This window comes from Carboxydothermus islandicus (assembly GCF_001950325.1).
Taxonomy (GTDB): domain Bacteria; phylum Bacillota; class Z-2901; order Carboxydothermales; family Carboxydothermaceae; genus Carboxydothermus; species Carboxydothermus islandicus.
Genome location: NZ_BDJL01000125.1, coordinates 1 through 18,225, shown reverse-complemented (window position 1 = coordinate 18,225; position 18,225 = coordinate 1). Strand labels below are relative to the sequence as shown.

The 18,225-nt window shown below is 43.6% G+C and carries 17 protein-coding genes; 3 read left to right on the top strand and 14 right to left on the bottom strand.

Going from position 1 to position 18,225, the window contains the following annotated elements; genetic code table 11:
* Positions 1–11 precede the first annotated feature (11 nt).
* Complete coding sequence (locus ciss_RS10100) at positions 12–1,364, bottom strand: CCA tRNA nucleotidyltransferase (protein ID WP_075866177.1); 1,353 nt, start codon at positions 1,362–1,364, stop codon at positions 12–14.
* A gap of 133 nt (positions 1,365–1,497) precedes the next feature.
* On the opposite strand from ciss_RS10100, the gene ciss_RS10095 reads away from it, so the two are divergent.
* Positions 1,498–2,739, top strand: a complete 1,242-nt coding sequence (locus tag ciss_RS10095) for an HD domain-containing phosphohydrolase (RefSeq protein WP_075866176.1) — start codon at positions 1,498–1,500, stop codon at positions 2,737–2,739.
* 189 nt (positions 2,740–2,928) lie between these two features.
* Here the strand turns inward: ciss_RS10095 and cydC are convergent, their stop codons facing one another.
* From cydC to ciss_RS10040, 11 genes are all read right to left on the bottom strand, one after another.
* A complete protein-coding gene (gene cydC / locus ciss_RS10090; protein WP_075866175.1) occupies positions 2,929–4,602 on the bottom strand; it encodes a thiol reductant ABC exporter subunit CydC in 1,674 nt (557 codons plus the stop codon).
* Positions 4,599–6,323 (bottom strand): thiol reductant ABC exporter subunit CydD, encoded by a 1,725-nt coding sequence (gene cydD / locus ciss_RS10085; protein WP_075866174.1) that lies wholly within the window; start codon positions 6,321–6,323, stop codon positions 4,599–4,601. Before cydD ends, cydC begins: the two co-directional genes overlap by 4 nt.
* 75 nt (positions 6,324–6,398) lie before the next feature.
* Positions 6,399–7,415 (bottom strand): cytochrome d ubiquinol oxidase subunit II, encoded by a 1,017-nt coding sequence (gene cydB / locus ciss_RS10080; RefSeq protein ID WP_075866173.1) that lies wholly within the window; start codon positions 7,413–7,415, stop codon positions 6,399–6,401.
* 1 nt (position 7,416) lies between these two features.
* On the bottom strand, positions 7,417–8,754 hold the full coding sequence (locus ciss_RS10075) for a cytochrome ubiquinol oxidase subunit I (protein WP_235837293.1): 1,338 nt from the start codon (positions 8,752–8,754) through the stop codon (positions 7,417–7,419).
* Positions 8,755–8,805: 51 nt separating this feature from the next.
* A complete protein-coding gene (locus tag ciss_RS10070) occupies positions 8,806–9,225 on the bottom strand; it encodes an RrF2 family transcriptional regulator (RefSeq protein WP_075866171.1) in 420 nt (139 codons plus the stop codon).
* Positions 9,226–9,371: 146 nt separating this feature from the next.
* Entirely contained in the window at positions 9,372–10,613 is a 1,242-nt protein-coding gene (locus ciss_RS10065) for a DNA recombination protein RmuC (RefSeq protein WP_077177559.1), read from the bottom strand.
* A 161-nt stretch (positions 10,614–10,774) separates the two neighbouring features.
* Positions 10,775–11,701 (bottom strand): [FeFe] hydrogenase H-cluster radical SAM maturase HydE, encoded by a 927-nt coding sequence (gene hydE / locus ciss_RS10060; protein ID WP_075866169.1) that lies wholly within the window; start codon positions 11,699–11,701, stop codon positions 10,775–10,777.
* 4 nt (positions 11,702–11,705) lie between these two features.
* A complete protein-coding gene (locus tag ciss_RS10055) occupies positions 11,706–12,632 on the bottom strand; it encodes a 5-oxoprolinase subunit C family protein (protein ID WP_075866168.1) in 927 nt (308 codons plus the stop codon).
* Positions 12,625–13,389, bottom strand: coding sequence for a 5-oxoprolinase subunit PxpA (locus tag ciss_RS10050; protein WP_075866167.1), 765 nt, complete (start codon positions 13,387–13,389; stop codon positions 12,625–12,627). The genes ciss_RS10055 and ciss_RS10050 overlap by 8 nt, the downstream gene beginning before the upstream one ends.
* Positions 13,376–14,071: a 5-oxoprolinase subunit PxpB gene (gene pxpB / locus ciss_RS10045; RefSeq protein ID WP_075866166.1), complete on the bottom strand. Its 696-nt coding sequence runs from the start codon at positions 14,069–14,071 to the stop codon at positions 13,376–13,378. Before pxpB ends, ciss_RS10050 begins: the two co-directional genes overlap by 14 nt.
* Before the next feature lie 11 nt (positions 14,072–14,082).
* Positions 14,083–15,276, bottom strand: coding sequence for an NRAMP family divalent metal transporter (locus ciss_RS10040; RefSeq protein WP_075866165.1), 1,194 nt, complete (start codon positions 15,274–15,276; stop codon positions 14,083–14,085).
* A gap of 169 nt (positions 15,277–15,445) precedes the next feature.
* Between ciss_RS10040 and ciss_RS10035 the strand changes: the two genes are divergently transcribed.
* Positions 15,446–16,123 (top strand): hypothetical protein, encoded by a 678-nt coding sequence (locus ciss_RS10035; protein ID WP_075866164.1) that lies wholly within the window; start codon positions 15,446–15,448, stop codon positions 16,121–16,123.
* 44 nt (positions 16,124–16,167) lie between these two features.
* Here ciss_RS10035 and ciss_RS10030 read toward each other — a convergent pair whose 3' ends face one another.
* Positions 16,168–16,803 (bottom strand): hypothetical protein, encoded by a 636-nt coding sequence (locus tag ciss_RS10030; protein WP_075866163.1) that lies wholly within the window; start codon positions 16,801–16,803, stop codon positions 16,168–16,170.
* Between the two features lie 138 nt (positions 16,804–16,941).
* On the opposite strand from ciss_RS10030, the gene ciss_RS10025 reads away from it, so the two are divergent.
* Positions 16,942–17,862, top strand: coding sequence for an MBL fold metallo-hydrolase (locus ciss_RS10025; protein WP_075866162.1), 921 nt, complete (start codon positions 16,942–16,944; stop codon positions 17,860–17,862).
* Between the two features lie 5 nt (positions 17,863–17,867).
* On the opposite strand, the gene ciss_RS13390 is transcribed toward ciss_RS10025, so the two are convergent.
* Entirely contained in the window at positions 17,868–18,023 is a 156-nt protein-coding gene (locus ciss_RS13390; protein ID WP_166504016.1) for a hypothetical protein, read from the bottom strand.
* Positions 18,024–18,225: the final 202 nt, after the last annotated feature.

The window sequence follows — 18,225 nt, the reverse complement described above, 5'->3', positions numbered from 1 at the left end:
TACCTTATTCGCTATTTTTCGGTATTTTCCTTTAAGAAAGATTGTTTATTTAACTTTCTTCGCAGATAATCCATTGCTTCTCCGCTATCCCTTATCTCCCCCCGGGCCCAGGCTTTTAAAAGATAATTTTTAATTTGCCCCACCGCAGGAGATTCGGAAAGGTTTAAAGTTTTCATAATCTCTTTTCCCGAAAGCTTTTCCTTAAATTCCAGATACCCGTAATAAAAATTTATTAACCCCTTTAAAAATTCTAAATCCTCCCGGGCTTTTTCCCCTTTATCCGCAAGATACAGAAGAATTAACTCTAAAAACAAATCTCCGGTATCGTTTACGAGCCGTAAAATTGCCTCACCGCTTACTTTTGCCGCCGTTTTTAAAGATAAAAGCCGCATGTGGTTTTGAATTAAAACAGTTAAAACCCTTTTTTCCCGGTGGGAAAAGCTAAGATAATCAAGAAACGGTTTAAGCCTGTTTACACTTTCCTTTTCATGGCCAAAAAAGCGGGTTCGCCCCTCTCTGTCATAAGATAATGTCCCTGGTTTACCGATATCGTGAAAAAACGCCACCATTTTTAAGAGATAAGGTGGATAATCGCTCCTAATCCCCAGAGGGTTATCTTCCAAAAGCTCTTCCATTCGAGTTAACGTATCTATTAAATGCCGGTAAACCGTCTCCGAGTGGTGATAATTTTGGTAAAGTTCATACCCTTCTTCTATTCCAAGATTAAACACCTCGAAAAACCCCGTTTGAAACAGCATATCCACCATTGGCGCGGCAGGTTTTAAGGTAAAAATTTTTTTAAGCTCCTCCGCTACCCGCTCCCCGGGCATCTTCTTTATATATTGTATATATTGTTTAAATACAACCATTGTTTCCTGCTCTACGGCAAAACCAAGCTCTCCCGCCAGGCGCATTCCCCGTAAAATTCGCACCGGGTCTTCTAAGATGTTTTCCGCACAAATCATCCGGATAATCCTGGCCTGTAAATCGTTTCTACCTCCAAGAGGGTCGATAACCTTTCGGGGAAATTCACCGTTAACCGGCAAAGCCAGGGCATTTACCGTAAAATCCCGGCGTCTTAAGTCTTCTTCCAAGCTTTCCCCAAAAACCGGCAGAATATCCACCTGGTAAGTTTCGCCCCCAGCAGAAAACACCAGCCGGTAAATTAAAAGTTCTTCCTTTAGAGGAAATAAGTTTCCCCCTAAAGCTTTTAAAAGTTTCTCGCCCACTTCCCGCGGCTTTTGAAAAGTAACCAGGTCTACGTCTTTGACCGGGCGGGAAAGCAGCATATCCCGGACACTACCGCCCACAAAGTAAGTTTTGGAGTCCTGGAGGACTTCTTTTACCGTTTGTAAAATATCCATTAAAGTCGCCTCTACTTTCTTCTCTTTTTAAAATCCTCAAAGCTTTGTCCATTCAATAAATTGTCGAAGTATGGTATAATTACGTCGGTTTTAAATTATTCTAATCATTTTTATCAACGAGGGGTGATAAGGGATGTATGAGATAGATTTAACCGACGTCGTTATAGCTTTAACCAAAGCTTTAGAATTTACCAATGAAGACCTGGGATATCACCACGAACGGGTTGCCTACATCGCCGCATCGATCGGGAAAAAACTCAATCTCCCGGAAAAAGATTATGAAACTTTGTTCTGGGCTGCCTACTTGCACGATTTGGGCGCCGGAGCAGAATTAGTCGACAGGGAAATTCATAATTTAGATAAATACGATACTGTCCATGCTAATTTCGGCTATGAACTTTTAAAAGATGTACCGTTTTTTACCGAAGTCGCTCAGGTAATAAAACATCACCATACCAAATATATTAATTTTACTCCCGCTGAAAAAAATTCACCCCTTGCTTTCTTAAGCCAAATTATCTTTGCTGCCGACCAGATAGATTTATATTTAAAACCAAACCGGCTTGCCCTCTTACAACGAAATGAAATTGAGCGTTTTTTTAGGAAAAATGTTAAAATCCTTTTCAATGAAGATATAGTTGAAGCTTTCCTGGATTTATCTCAAAAGGAAAGTTTCTGGCTTGACCTTACTACTTATTATATCGAGGATAGATTAAAAGTTTTAAGACCAAAAACCAAAATTTTAGCCGGTGAACGGGAACTAAAACTTTTAAGCGTCCCTTTTGCCCGGCTTATCGACGCGAAAAGCCCTTTTACCGAAATGCATTCTTTAAAAGTTGCAGCTCTAAGCGGCCAGCTTGCCAAAATTGCCGGTCTTACCGAACAAAAATCCTTAATTGAAATCGCCGGGCTCCTGCACGATATCGGAAAACTTTCCGTTTCCAATAAAATTCTTGAAAAAAACGGTCCGCTAAACGATGAAGAGTATGCGCTAATTAAAACCCATCCTTACTACACTTATTATTTGCTTGCAAAAGTTACCGGCTTTGAAAAAGTCGCCCGGTGGGCCGGTTACCACCATGAACAGCCCAACGGCCAGGGTTATCCTTTTAAGCTTACCAAAGACCAGCTTGACCTTCCTTCCCGCATTCTCGCGGTAGCCGATAAATGGGTCGCTTTAAGGGAAAACCGGCCTTACCGGGATGCTTTAAGTATTGAAAATGCTCTCGATATCCTGAAAAACATGGCCCAAAAGGAAGTAGTAGACCCGGAAGCAGTAAAACTTTTAAAAGAAAATATCGATTATATAGAAAAATTTCAGGAAGAAGAAATTGGTCAGATTACCGGGAAAAGTAACGAACCGTTCTTTAGCTAAGGAGCAATTACCCTGCCCAAAATAAATGCCCTCTAGCAGAGATTTTGGTAGAGGGCATTATTGTTAAAAGCATTTTGACAAAAATTAACTTTTTCCTGCAATATTTTGAAAAACTTTTGGAAAATCGCTAATATCTAACAAAATCAAACTCCGCCGGATAACATCGGTGCAGAGTGCTTTTTCGCCCCTTTAACCCCCGTCATGGTTTAAATACCTTTTTTTAAACTCAACAAAGTTGAGCTTTTCTTTTATTTCTCCCCGGTCCATTACCAAAATTTCATCCATCTTTTCTAACCCCCTCAAACGGTGGGTTATATAAACCAGGGTTTTATCCCCCGCTACTTCCCAAATGTTATCTAAAACTTCTTTTTCCGTTATACTATCAAGGCCGGTCGTTGGCTCATCTAAAAGCCAGATAGGGGCATTTTTTAAAAGCAGCCGGGCTATTAAAAGCCTCTGGCGCTCCCCGCCAGACAAACGCTCTCCCCGCTCTCCTACTTCAAAGGAAAGCTTTAAATGAGAAAGCTTAACTTTTTCGAGTACCGCCAAAAGCTCTTCTTCCAGGGCCTCAGGTTTGGCAATCCGTAAATTTTCCTCAAGAGTAGTGTTAAAAATAAAGCTTTCCTGGCTTACCACCCCAAAAAGGGTCCGCACCGCCTCCGGAGAAAAGGTCTTTAGCTCTTCACCTCCGAGGAAAATTTCCCCTTCATAATCATAAAAGCGCAAAAGAAGCTTTAAAATACTGCTTTTCCCTGAACCGCTGGGGCCAACCAAGGCTATCTTTTGCCCCTCCTTTAGAAAAAAGCTCACGTCTTTTAAGGAAGGCTCAACATTTCCCGGGTAAATTAACGTCACCTTTTTAAACTCTAACGAGAATTCCCCCGGTAAATTAGTCCGCCCGGCTCCCTCAATTACCTGCGGGGGCTCGTTTAATATGGAAAAAATCCTTCTGGCACTTTCCTTACTTTCCTCCCAGTACTGCCGGGCCGCAGCTGCCGGAAATACTGCTTCAAAAGAAGTTTGCACCACTAAAACCACAAGAGCTATAAGCACTCCGGAAAGTTTTCCCTGGGAACTTAAATAAACTGCCAGGATTAACGCTAAAAAGCCGGAAAAATGACTTAAAAATAAAACACTGCTATCCGAGAGAGCAGTTAAATTAGCCGCCATCTTACGCAGGGCTATAAGTTTTTGAGAAAGCTTTTGTAGCCCTGAAACCTTTTCCTCTAAACTATTGGTGGTCTTTAAGTCAATATACCCCAGGATTAGTTCCCCAAGGCCGTTGGCTAAAAAAGCTCGCTTAGTACGATACTTTTTGGTAAACTCCAAACTTTTCTTTCCCAGGAAAACGGGTAAAAAAAGAGCTGCTATTATAAATCCTGAAAAGAGAAGAAAGGAAAACCAGAAAGAAAATCTCCATAAAAATATCCCAACTAAAATTAAAACCCACAAAATTACAAGGTACGGGTAAACCGCCCGTAAGAAAAAGTTTTGTAAACTTTCCACATCCGCCACCATCCGGGACAGTAAATCGGTGCTGCGGGCTTTTTGGAAAATTGCCGGAGATTTGGGTTCTACTTCTTCGTAAAAAAACTTACGGATTTCGGCTAAAAAATTAAAAGTGGTCTTATGGGAAAAGTACCGTTCCAAATACCGAAAGACCGCCCGGGAAAGCCCGAAAAATCTCACACCCACAATGGTTAGCGTTAAAGTATACGCCAAAGGCTTAAGCGCTGCTTTGGAAATAAGATACGCCGATGTGGCAAATAAGCCAACACTGCTTACCACGGTAAGAGTCCCGAGAATTACCGCTAGAAAAACTCCCCTAAAATCGTTTTGTAAAATTTTGAATAATTGTTTCATACTTCCCCCCGGAAAGATGTTATTAATTGCCGGTATAATTCATTTTCCGCTAAAAGGTGTTCGTGCCTTCCTGTACCCCGGATTTCGCCATGGTCTAATAAAACAATTTTATCCGCCCGGTAAAGACTCGAAAGCCGATGGGCTATGATAATTACCGTCCGGTTTTGGAAAAGCTCAGCAAAGGCTTCTTCTAAAAGTTTTTCGGTATGATCATCAAGGCCTGCAGTTGGCTCATCTAAAATTACAATCTTCGCATCTTTTAAAAACACCCGGGCTAATGCAATTCGCTGGCGTTCGCCCCCGGATAACCCCCGTCCTCCTTCGCCAACCCTGGTGTCATAACCCTGCGGGAGTTCGGCAATAAATTGATGGGCCCCGGCTAAAGTCGCCGCCCGTTTAATTTCTTCGCCCTTTGCTCCTTTTTTCCCAATAGCAATATTTTCCGCTATACTTCCCGGAAAAATAAAGGGCGTCTGATGAAGATAACCCACCTGATCATACCAGTCTTTTTCCTTAAGTTCCCAGAGGGGAACCCCATTTATTAATATTTCTCCTTCTGCCGGTCGCATAAGCCCCAGCAAAAGCTTTACCAGGGTAGACTTCCCGGCGCCGCTGGGTCCAACAATCGCAACCTTTTCCAAAGGCTTTATCGTAAGATTAATATTTTTAAGAACTTCTTTACCCGGTATATAACTATGACTTACCCGTCTAAGGATAATTTCCGGTGGAGAAATAAAGGTAACAGACCGCTTATTTAAAAAGACCCGGCTTTCTTTTTCCTCGATTATTGTCCACACTTTTTGCGAAAACGCTATCGCCGTTCTGCCCGCATGAAAACTGCTTCCAAGATTCCTTAAAGGTAAATAAAGTTCCGGCGCTAACAGTAAAACAAAAAACGCCTGTAAAAACTCCATTTTTCCGTATAAAAGCCTTAACCCCACTTCTACCGCCACCATCGCGGTGCTGATGGTGGCTAAAATTTCCAATGTTAGGGCTGAAAGAAAAGCAACCCTTAACACCTCCATGGTGGCATCCCGAAACATTAAACCGCTTTTTTTAAGCTCATTAACCTGCTCTTTGCTCCGGCCAAAGGCCTTTAAGTCCGCTATCCCCTGTAAAAGCTCGAAAAACTTGCCGCTTAAGCGGGATAAAGTTGTCCACTGCCTCCGGGCTAATTTCTCGGCAAAACTTCCAATTAACATCATAAAAACGGGGATTAACGGAGCGGTTAGCAGCATAATTATCCCGGAGATAAGATCCTGGGCTAAAACCACTACCAAAATCATTAAAGGAATGATTCCGGCGCTTATTAGTTGCGGAAGATACCGGGAATAGTAAACCTCGAGACTTTCCACCCCTTCCAACACCAAAGTCAAAAGCTCTCCCGTTTTTTCCGGCAGTATGACTTTTGTCCCTAATGCTGCTATTTTTTCCAAAAGCATATTTCGTATATCCCCGGTAACTTTAGAAGAAAGCTTAGCCCCTACCTTTTCTCCAAAATAACCCAAACTAAATCTTAATGTAACGATAAGAAATAATGCCAGGAAAAACGGCCAAAGTTCCCCAAGCCCTTTTTTAGCTAAAAAGGCCCCGTTGATGATATACGCTATTAAATAAGCCTGGGCAATAATCGCACCGCCGCTTATAAACGACATTAAAGCGATTTTAACTAAATCCCCTTTATATTTTAGCGCTTCTTGATTTAATCTTTTTTCTATCATAGCTACCCTCGGTTTTTTCTTTAAATTTTACCATAACAAAGGAAAAGCGGCAGCTTTACAGCCACCGCAATATTTTTAATATCCGTTCCGCTCCGGTGAAGCTTTACCCCGAAACACCCGGTAAGTATAGATAGTATATAAAAGGACGATCGGTACTCCGATTAACGCAACAAAGAGCATGACCTTTAAAGTTAAGGGCGAGGAGGAAGCATTGTAAATAGTAAGATTTTTGGCCGGGTCAGTAGCAATTACCCAGTTGGGATAAAGCCCCGCCGCTACGGTTAAAATCATAGTGGCAAAAGCTACAGATGAGGCGGCAAACACCTTCTGGTAAGCGTTTTTCCGCACCCAGCCCGGGATAAGGATCAGGGATAGCAGGGTTATAAGCGGTAAAACATATAAAAGGGGTAATTTTTGATAATTTTCCCACAAATGCGGTGCTGCCATTTTGCTGTAAATCCCGCCAATTAGCCACAGTACCAGTAAAATCACGGCAAAATTTTTGCTGAGCTCCTGAGCTCTTTTTTGCTGCTCCCCTTCGGTTTTTAAAGCAGCATACGTCGCCCCCTGTAACAGGAAAGCAAAAAGCCCAACAATACCGAAGCACAGGGCAAAAGGTTTTAAAAGACCCAAAAAGGTACCGGCATAATTTTGCTCAGCATCTAAAGGTATACCGTAAACCACATTGCCTACCGCCACTCCAAAAAGAAGGGCCGGTATAAAACTTCCCAGGAAAAATAAACCGCCCATTAGCTTTTGCAGTCCCGGAGTATCTACTTTAAAGTAGTACTCCACAGCAACCGCCCGGAAAATCAAAGCAAACAGAACTAACATCATCGCGAGGTAAAAACCGCTAAACACCGACGCATAAACCAGAGGAAAAGCAGCAAAAAGCGCTCCACCGCCGGTTAAAAGCCAAACTTCGTTGCCGTCCCACACCGGCCCAATGGCATTGATTAAAATTTTTCTTTCCCTATCGGTTTTCCCCAGGACGTAAAATAAACTACCTACCCCTAAATCAAAGCCGTCTAAAAGGGCATACCCGATAATCAATACCCCCACCAGCAAAAACCAGATGGTATTTAAATCCACCCTACGCCACCTCCTTTTCCTTTAAAGCAATCGCCGCTTCATCGTGGGACTTAACGGTACGTACCATTAAATAAATCATTAGGCCGCCTAAGAAAAGGTAAACTACCAGGAACAGAATATTGGTAAGTAAAACCTGCCAGGGATCTAACTTAGATACCGCATCGGAAGTTTTTAAAAGACCGTAAACAATCCAGGGCTGGCGCCCGACCTCGGCGGTTATCCACCCCAATTCATTGGCAATATAGGGAAGGGGAATAAAGTAAAGGAGGAGTTTTAAAAGCAACTGGTTACTGTAAATTTTACCCCGGAAAAGCTCCACAACTGCCCACAAAAGTGCTACTGCCATTAAAAACCCGAGACCCACCATCACGTGGAAGGATATAAAGGTGGGTAGAACCGGTGGCCGCTCATCCTTGGGAAATTCTTTTAAGCCCGTAACCGGTTTATTAAAGTCTTCATGGGCAAGATAGCTTAAAAGCCCGGGAACTCCGATTTCAAAGACATTTTTCTCGTTTTCGGTATCCGGCCAACCTAAAATAAGAAGGGGAGCTTTTTCTTTGGTCTCCCAGAGGCCTTCAAAGGCAGCTAACTTTGCCGGTTGAGTTACCGCTACTTGCTTGGCATGAATATCGCCAAAATAAATCTGCAGAAGGGCAAAAATAAGTCCAAATACTACACCAATTTTTAAAGACGGTTTGGCAATCTCCAGATTTTTCCTCCGCAAGATATAATAAGCACTTATACCCATGACAAAAAAGGCAGCAGTAACATACGCTCCATCCAGAGTATGCAAGAAGCGCGGCAAAGTAGATGGGTTAAACACCGCTTCTTTAAAACTGGTAAGTATAGCCCGACCACCTTCTACCTTATAACCCGCCGGCGTTTGCTGCCAGGAGTTAGCAGCAATAATCCAAAAGGCAGAGAGGTTGGTCCCAAAAGCAACCAAAACCGCACTTAAAAACCGCATTCCCCGGGAAATCTTATCCCGGCCAAAGAGCAGAAGACCGATAAACGTGGACTCCAAGAAGAAGGCAAATACACCCTCCGCCGCCAGAGGCGCTCCAAAAATATCCCCCACAAACCGGGAATAGTCAGCCCAGTTGGTGCCAAATTGAAATTCCATGGTAATCCCGGAAGCTACTCCCACCGCAAAGTTAATGGCAAAAAGCTTGGTCCAGAACCGGGCCATTTTGTCCCAAACCTTATCGTTGGTGCGCCAGTACTTGTACTCCATATAAGCGATCAGCACCGCTAAACCCAGGGTAAGGGGTACGTAGAAAAAGTGAAAAATAGCAGTTATAGTAAACTGCATTCGGGATAATGCGGTTAAATCCATCATCCACCCTCCTCAAAAGTATACTTTTTTGGTATAGTTTTGGGCAAAAATTTTTTAAAAGGCTTGCTCCCTTTCCAAAATTTTTTTAAAACTCACCGTTCCCAGCCGGGCAATAATATCATTTTGGATTAAGGAAAGCTCCCGGTGAATGGCACACCGGCCACCCCGCTGACTGGTGCAATACTGGGGATCGATTAAACAGCGGTTAATCTTTACCGGTCCCTCCACCGCTTCCACCACATCCAAAAGCGTTATTTCTTCCGGAGCTTTAGCTAAACTAAAACCGCCCCCCACCCCGCGGTAGGATTTTACGATCCCCGCTTGTCCCAGCTGTCGCAGGATTTTTAGTAAAAACCTTAAGGGAATATTTTCCCGCCCGGCAATTTCCTGGGCTTCTACCACCTCCCCTTTCCCTTTTCTCGCCAGGTACAATACCGCCCGAAATGCATAATCGGTTGCCTGAGTTAGATTCATCTCTTCCTCCAAAGTATACTAAAATAGTATTGTTTTTTTTAAAATAAACCATCTAACTCCCTTTTGTCAAGTAGTAATTTGGGGACAGTCCCCATTTTTATACTTTAACGGTAGTTTTAGGGACGGACCTTTCGCTTGACTCTTTCTCAGAACCGTCCCTCCCGGGGAAGTTCTTGAACCTGGGATAGCTTTTTCTCGATGGTTCTTGTTTTCTTTACGGCATTGTCGATTTCATTGGTAGCAGCTTCAAGTTTTTTCCGGGTTTTATCCAGAGCTTCCCCGAAACGGGCAAATTCGGTTTTTACTTCCCCCAGCAGGGTCCATACTTCAAGGGAGCGCTTTTCAATAGCCAGGGTTCTAAAGCCCATCTGCAAGCTATTTAAAAAAGCCGCTAAAGTAGTAGGTCCGGCTACCGCAACACGATATTCCCGCTGAAGCCGCTCTACCAGGCCATTTCTTCTTAATACCTCAGCATATAAGCCTTCCGAAGGCAAAAACATAATAGCAAAATCGGTGGTATGGGGAGGATCCAAGTATTTTTCCCGAATTTTCCTGGCTTCATCCTTGATTCTATTTTCCAGCGCTTTGGCAGCTTCTTCGGCTAAAAGCGCATCTCCTTTATCGATAGCATCCAGTAATCGCTGGTAATCCTCGGTAGGAAACTTAGCGTCAATGGGCAGCCACACCGGGCCATCCTTTTGGCCGGGAAGTTTAATGGCAAATTCTACCCGCTCCTCCGAACCTTTTTTCGTAGCAATGTTTTTCTCGTATTGCTCCGGGGCAAAAATCTGCTCTAAAATTGCACCGAGCTGAATTTCTCCAAGAGTTCCCCTGGTTTTAACGTTGGTCAAAACTTTTTTTAAGTCTCCCACTCCCGCCGCCAACGCCTGCATTTCCCCCAAGCCCCGTTGTACCTGTTCTAACCGCTCGCTAATAAGCCGAAAGGATTCCGAAAGCCTTCGTTCCAGCGTACCCTGAAGCTTTTCATCGACGGTAGCCCGCATTTCCTCCAACTTTTTGGCGTTATCCTCCTGCAAACGGTGAAGATTATCCTCTACCGTTTTTCGCACCGCTTCCAACCGCTGCTCGGTTTGCAGCATAAGCCCGGAAAGCTGTCTTTCGATCGCCTCTAACTGATTTTTCTGTAAAATCCCGATTTGACTTAAAGACCCAAGCATGGTATCGCGAAAATCTCTTAAGCTGTCACTTAGGTCTTTTCGGTTTTGGGCAGCTTCCGTCCGCAGAGTACTGTTAAGACTGCTTAAAAGTTCCTTAATAAAGTTAATGCCGGTAAGAAGGCTTTCTCTTTCCGGAGAACGGGTTCTCGTAAAAAGGAGGATCTGGAAAATAAGGACGATAAAAAGCAGGACTAAAATAAATATTTCCAATATTATGTCCCCTTTCATTAATTATTCCAGTTTTTAACTTCCAACCTCAAACCTCTAAAAGGGACGGCCCTCCAGAAAAACTGTAACCAGTCGTCCGGCGGTAATAGATGGCAGGTAAGAAAAAAGAATTTACAGACCACCTACCACCTACCACTGACCACCTATATAATTGTTCTCCCTATTCCCTCGATTCTCCTTTTCAGGCAGGGAAGGCAGGCGTCGGGGTCTTCGTTTACGCAGATTTTACCGGGATAAAGCTGGTAGAGAGGGCGATAAGGTTGCGGGGTCATATTGGGCATGACCACATTGGCCCCCACTTTTAAGCCCAGCTCCCGGCCCTCGGGATGGATGGTACCAAGGGCCGTAGTGGCAGGGATATTAGCTTTAGGAAGTATAATCCGGGTCAGGGCAATCATGGTCAGGGTTTGCTCTAAAGTTCCGCCCTTTTCCTTGGCCAGAGGTGTATCCGGATGGGGAATAAAAGGGCCAATCCCCACCATCTCCGGTTGCAGTTTCTCCATAAACAATAAATCCTCCCAGAGCATATCATCCGTCTGCCCCGGAAGGCCTACCATATTCCCCGCACCTACCTCGTAGCCCAGGTCTTTTAAAACATAAAGGCAGCGCACCCGGTTAAAAAAACTTCCGTCAGGATGGAGTACTTCATAAAGTTTACGGTTTGCCGTCTCATGCCGCAGAAGGTACCGATCCGCTCCGGCTTTTTTTAATTCCCGGTACGCACCGGCAGAGAGTTCCCCGATACTTAAAGTAACGTAAACCCCAAGTTCCTTAACCCTGGAAACTATCCCTGTTAGGTCCTTAAGCCGGTAATAGGGGTCCTCACCACTCTGAAGCACCACCGTCTTTATCCCCAGAGCAGCAATTTCTTTGGCTCGCTTAATTATCTCCCCGGGGCTCATCCGGTAACGGCTAAGCTTTGTATTATCCCGGCGAAGACCGCAGTAAAGGCAGTTTCGCCGGCAGTAGTTGGAAAACTCAATGATTCCCCGAAGATATACCTTGTCCCCTTTCTCCCGGGCTCGAATGCTATCGGCCAAAGAAAACAGTTTATTTTTATCTAAGTTCAAAAGATTAAACCTCCCAGAAATTTTCCTCAATAACCCTATTTAAATTATACAGCTTTTCCTCGGCTTCCTGTAGGGGGATTGGTTTAAAGAAAATTTTCTCTTTGGAAGTTTTCTGGGTCAATCGGGAAAGGCTTTCTCCCGCAACTACACCTATCAGGGGATAACCACCGGTAGTCTGCCGGTCGGCAAGCAAGACAATGAGTTCCCCACTTTTAGTTACCTGCATCCCACCCAAGGGCACCGGCGCAGAAATAATTTCCTTTTCAGTAAGAGTTAGTTTTGGGCCTGAAAAACGGTAGCCCATGCGGTTAAACGCCGGGTTTAAGGCAAAAGGTTGTGATGTTAACTGTTCTACACTATCCGAAGATAAATATTCCCACTCCGGACCCGGAATAAAATAAATTTGATCATTTTCATACAGGGCAAAACGTCCTTCTGGTAAAAAATAGCGCTTTTTAAACTTTTCCTCAAATTCGGCAAAGGGTATTTCATCGTCCTTTTTTAAAGCCCGGCCCAAAAAACCTCCGAACCCCGCTAAAAGATTGGTTCCTCTACCTCCCAGTACTTCCGGTACTAAAAAACCACCTTTTACCGCGAGATATCCCCAGTTACCTTCATAAGGGCCGGTAATCTCCAGAACGCTTCCGGCAGGTGCAAAATAGGATTGCCAGAAGTGAACCGGTGCTCCGTTTAAAAAAGCCCGGTATTTACCGCCGGTTAATGCAAATACCGTGCTCCGGCAAAACTTCACCGTAATTCCCGCATTAAACTCTATAGCCGCTTTTAAGTCATCGTTACCGCACAGCCTATTGGCAATCGAAAATGCTTTTAAATCCATTGCCCCTCCGGGGCCAAGGCCGTATCGCTGATAGCCAAAGCGCCCGCCATCCTGAATCGTCGTTAAATTTCCGGGTTTTAGTATTTTAAGCACGCTTTTTCCTCCAGGCCTGAACGTGGATATTTTTGCTTTCTAATTCCTGATTAATTTTTTGGGCAAGTTTTACCGCCTCGATATTGTCACCATGTACACAAATGGTATCCACTTCCGCTTTTATAACCGTACCATCCACAGCTTTTACCCAGCCCTCGGCTAACGCTAAAGCCTGAGCTACCGCTTCATCTCCCGTCTTTTTGGCCCCTTCCTGATTTCTCGGTACCAGCCGGCCATCGGGTAAATAACCGCGGTCGGCAAATCCTTCCCGGATAACAGTAAGCCCCATCTCACCGGCTATTTCAAAAAGTCTGCCGTAGGGTAAAGTCACAATAGCTATTTCCGGATCAAAAACCCAAACCGCCCGGGCTACTGCTTCGGCCACTTCGAGTTTTACCACCGCATCGTTATACAAAGCTCCGTGCGGCTTTACATGGGTAATTTTTACCCCTTCCGCCCGGGCAAAAGCCGAAAGAGCCCCGAGCTGATACAAAAGCATATTGGTTATTTCTTCTTTGGTGTAAGGAATGCTCCGGCGGCCAAACCCCCAGAGGTCCGGGTATCCGGGATGAGCTCCCAGGTTTACGCCATATTCCCGGGCAAGCTTGCAACATTCAGCCATAACCATAAAATCCCCGGCATGAAAGCCGCAGGCTACATTTATACTGGAAACCAGTGGCAAGATGGCTTCATCTTCACCTACTTTAAAGTTGCCGAAACTTTCCCCTATATCGGCGTTTAAATCAATATACTTCAACTTCTTCCCCTCCCAGCCGGAAGTATTCCTCAACGCTTATCGGATAAAACTCAATATACCCTCCGGGCTCCAGTAAAAAGGGAGCCTCAGGGTTTTCCGGATTAAACAGTCGCAAAGGGGTTCTTCCGATAATTTGCCAGCCACCGGGAGATGCTACCGGATAAATCCCCGTTTGCATCCCCGCAATCCCTACCGAGCCCGCTTCCACCCGTGGTCGCGGCGATGATTTACGGGGAGTGGCAATTCGCGGGTCTAACCCCCCAAGATAAGGAAAGCCTGGCGTAAAGCCAAGCATGTAGATATAATAGCGGTTTTTCGTATGAATAGCTATAACTTCTTCGGGAGTTAAATTATTAACCTTTGCTACTTCCTCAAGGTCGGGACCAAACTCCCCGCCATAAACTACCGGTATCCGGTATAAGCGGGGAGTTTCTTCTTGCCCAACCCCATCCCTAAGATTTTCCGCTAATCTTTTCACCAATTTTTCTAACTCCCAAAAGCTTATTACCGCCGGCTCAAAATATACCGCTAAAGCCCGGTAGGTGGGTACCGTTTCCAGGATTCCGGGAATTCCCTGCAATTTCCGGTCTAAAGCTATAACCTTCTGGTTTACTTCCCGGCTTATTTCCTTTGCAAAATAAACCCCAAGACAACGCTCTCCCAGGGAGTAAATTTTATACATATTTCCTCCTTTTAACTTAATAGCTTTAAAAACTGGTCTTTAAAACTAACTATCCCAAAGTAACCTACCGCCAGAGCTACCACCACCCCAAAAATAGTAAGCCATACCGGATGGCGATAGTTCCCAAAAAGTTCTTTCTTGCGTAAAACTAAAAGCATAGCCGTTAAAGTAACAGGTAAAATCAAACCATTAAAAGCTCCGGCTAAAATTAAAAGCTTTACAGGTTTACCAACAGTTACGAATACCGCCAGGGATAAAAGCACAAAAACGATAATGGCAATATTGTAGTTTTCGCGTACTTTTTTGCTGTAAGTTTTTAAAAATGACATTGAGGTGTAAGCAGAACCAATTACCGAAGTAATCGCCGCCGCCCACAGCACCAGGCCGAAAAGTTTATAACCAACAGTACCGGCAGCTATTTTAAAAGCCGACGCGGGCGGGTTACTGGGGTCTAAAGCATGGCCCTTGGCCACCACACCCAGTACCGCAAGGAATAATAAAACCCGCATTAGTCCTGCAATTATTATACCAGAAACCGAACTTTTTGTTACCTCCGCTAAATTTTCCTCTCCCACTACCCCGGCATCCAAAAGCCTGTGTCCTCCGGCAAAGGTTATGTAGCCGCCCACCGTTCCACCTACTAAAGTTACTATCGCTAAAAAATCAACTTTAGCCGGAACAAAAGTCCGGTAAAGCGCTTCTCCTACCGGTGGCTTGGTAGTTACCGCCACATAAGCTGTCAGCAAAATCATAAGCCCACCTAAAATCTTGGCCGTTAAATCAATTTTACTACCTAAATCCTTGGATAAGAAAATTAAAATGGCAAAAGCCGCCGAAATAACCGCTCCCCATTCGGGGCTAATCCCGGTTAAGACATTAACCGCAAGACCAGTCCCAGCAATATTGCCGATATTAAAAGCAAAACCCCCTAATACAATTAAGAAGGTAATAAAAACTCCAAGCCCCGGCAGCACCTGATCGGCCAACTCCTGCCCCGGCTTTTTGGTCATGGTGATAATTCTCCAGATGTTAAGCTGAGCTCCGATATCCAGTAAGATGGACATGAGGATAACAAAACCAAAGCTGGTGAGAAGTTGTTCGGTAAATACCGCCGTTTGGGTTAAAAATCCGGGACCAATAGCCGAAGTTGCCATTAAAAACGCTGCCCCTAAAACCGCTCCTGCACTAACGCCTCTTTTCACCATAATCTCGCCCTCCCTTTATTTTTTCCTTTTAAAAGTATATATTTCTACTTTAATTAATGAAAGCACCGTTTCTCATGTATATTGTATTTTCTATGGATTTTTGTGGGCAATATCACAGAATTTTCTTGATTTTTAGGGTTTAATGGTAGTAAGGAAAGGAAGTGGGATTATGGGTATGTGGAAATGTCCCGGGCAGGACAGGAGTTTCTGGAAGATCGATGATATCTTTGAAGCGCCCTGTCCGCACTGCGGGGAAATGATTGAGTTCTGGAAAGATGACATCACTATAAAATGCCCGCACTGCAAAAACTTTATCACCAATCCTAAATTTAACCCGGGTTGCGCCGCCTGGTGTAATTACGCCGATAAATGTTTAGGGGCGGTAGCTTATGAGATCCAAAGTCAGCCGGAAATAGTTAAAACAAGAGTAGAAGTTAACGTCCGGAAATACCTGTTTAACCAGCCGGAACTTCTTGGTTTATCCCTAAAAGCGGGTGAATACGCCGAAAAACTGGCCGAAAAGCTCCAGGTGTCTCCCCTGGTGCCGGTAGTAGCGGCATATTTTCATAAAATTACCGAAAGCAACACCCGCCAGGACCTGGCCCGGAAGGCAAAACTTCCTGAGGAAGCATATAAGGCGGTGGAAAAGCTTTTGGCAGGAGAGGGGGAAGAAAAAGAGTTAAAAATCTTTTTAGATGCGGTAAAGTTAGCAGCTTTGCACCATAAAACCATAGAAGAACTTGAGCCTGAATTTAATAATCTACTAAGCGAACTATTCCTTGCCGAGTCCCGGGATTTTGCCCAGAAGATTTATGAGATAAAGAAAAAACTTTCGAAGAAAAAATAGTTTAACCCCCTGCAGCAAAACCGCAGGGGGTTAATTTTTCCTGTTTATTTTTTTCCTTTAGCTTTTTGAACCATCATTTTCGCTTTTTCGGCTTTTACTTTAGCTTTCATTGCAGCAAAAGCTTTGGCCGAATCCTTTTTCATCTTCATTAAATCCTGCATTTCTTTTTTATTAATTATTCCACCAACAACTTTTACTTCTTTTAAATTGCCCGATGCATCGTATTTGGCAATTACTTTTGCTCCAACAGGAATGGAAGTCAAATCGGAAACTTTGTAACTATTAAATTTAGGTACCTGGATAGTTCGATTTCTTAATTTTTTCTCAACTAAAGTAAATACTTTTAGGCCTTTAATCCCACTTACTTTTATGGCGGCGGGATCAAGCACTGCAAAAGTTTTATACAGAGTTTGATTTTTTCCTTTTACGTAAGCCATCTTAGCTACCGTAAAAACTCCGTCCTGGTTGTAGACCACAATCCCAGCGTAGCTGTAGACCGCTTCATTAACCACCGGCTGCTGGTAAGTAGTATTGGTTACCGTATTATATGTAGTATCGGTAACCGTATTATTATAAGTAGCATCAGTAACTGTAGTGATAGTTACCTCTTCCGCCAGAGCAAACCCGGCAAAGGCCATCACCAGGGATAAAGTTAATACCACTGCTAAAAGCTTTTTCATGGTATCTACCTCCTTTTAATTTTTGCTTCACTATAACATTCGTAAGCTTTTAAAATTTTAGGGGGGTCTTAAAAAAATTTTGCAAAAAAAATTTATTAGGCATAAAATAAAGTTATCAGATAGAAAGAGGGGATGCGCATGGTAGAACAAATTTTAGAAACAGAGATTTACCGGGTAAAAATTCCTGTGCCTTTTCCACTAAAGTATATTAATTGCTACCTTACTTTTGATGAAAAAGGCTGGTATGTTATCGATACCGGAATCAACTATCCCGAGGCTCAAGCCGCCTGGGAAAAAGCAGTTACCGATTTAGGGTTTAAGTGGGAAAATTTAAAAACCATTTATTTAACCCACTACCACCCGGACCATTACGGCCTTGCCGGCTACCTGCAGCAGAAATCCCGGGCCAGGGTCTACATGGCACCGCAGGAATTTACCGCAGCCCGGGGTTTTTTCGTAAAAGACCCGCAGGAGATTTATCCCAAATTTGCCGAATTTTACTTACAAGCTGGAGTACCCGAAGAAAAAAGCCGGGAAATACTTTTCCACACAACCAGAAACCGGGAAATGACCTCTCCCCATCCGGAAGTAACTTTCCTGGCCCCCGGGCAAAAAGTACCCTTTGGCAAATATCAATTAACCACTTACTTTCATCCGGGGCATTCGCCCTCGCACCTTACCCTGCACTTAGAAGAGTTAGGGCTTTTATTTTCCGGAGACCATCTCTTGGAAAAAATATCATCTAACATAAGCTACTGGCCGATGTACACCGGTCAAAATCCTTTGCAAGATTATTTAAAGAGCTTAGAAGCCTTAAAAAATCTCAAAGTAGATTTAGTCCTCCCCGGTCACGGCAATCCCTTTTCTAATATGTTAGGAAGAATTGATGAACTTTTTGCCCACCATGAGGAAAGACTTAAAGAAATTAAACAACTTACTTCGGAAGGGCTAAACCCTTATGAAATTACCCTGAAAATCTTTGGCGAAAATCTCACTCCCCACGAACTACGCTTTGCAGTATCGGAAGTTATCGCCCACCAAATTTACCTTAAAAGTTAAAGGACTTAGGGCGTAATGCCATAAGTCCTTTTTATGTATTCTTTAATTTCTCTGATAAATTTTTCAGCATCAATGATCTGCTGTTTAAACCGGGAAACTTCTAAATCCTCAAAAGCCCTTTGAAGTCGGTAAAGAATTAATTCTTTTCTTTCATCATCCATATAGCTTCACGCCTTCTTTTTTTATATTGTAAAACAAAGGTAAAACATTTTTGTATTTTTGGTACTCCTTTTCACTTTGAAGTGTGTTTGGCAATATAAAAATGCATAAAACGGCAAAGAAAAATGCAGAAAAAATATTGGCCATTGCCAGCACAAAAAGATACATAAGAGTTAAAATTTAACAGTTTGAGAGGGCGTTTTT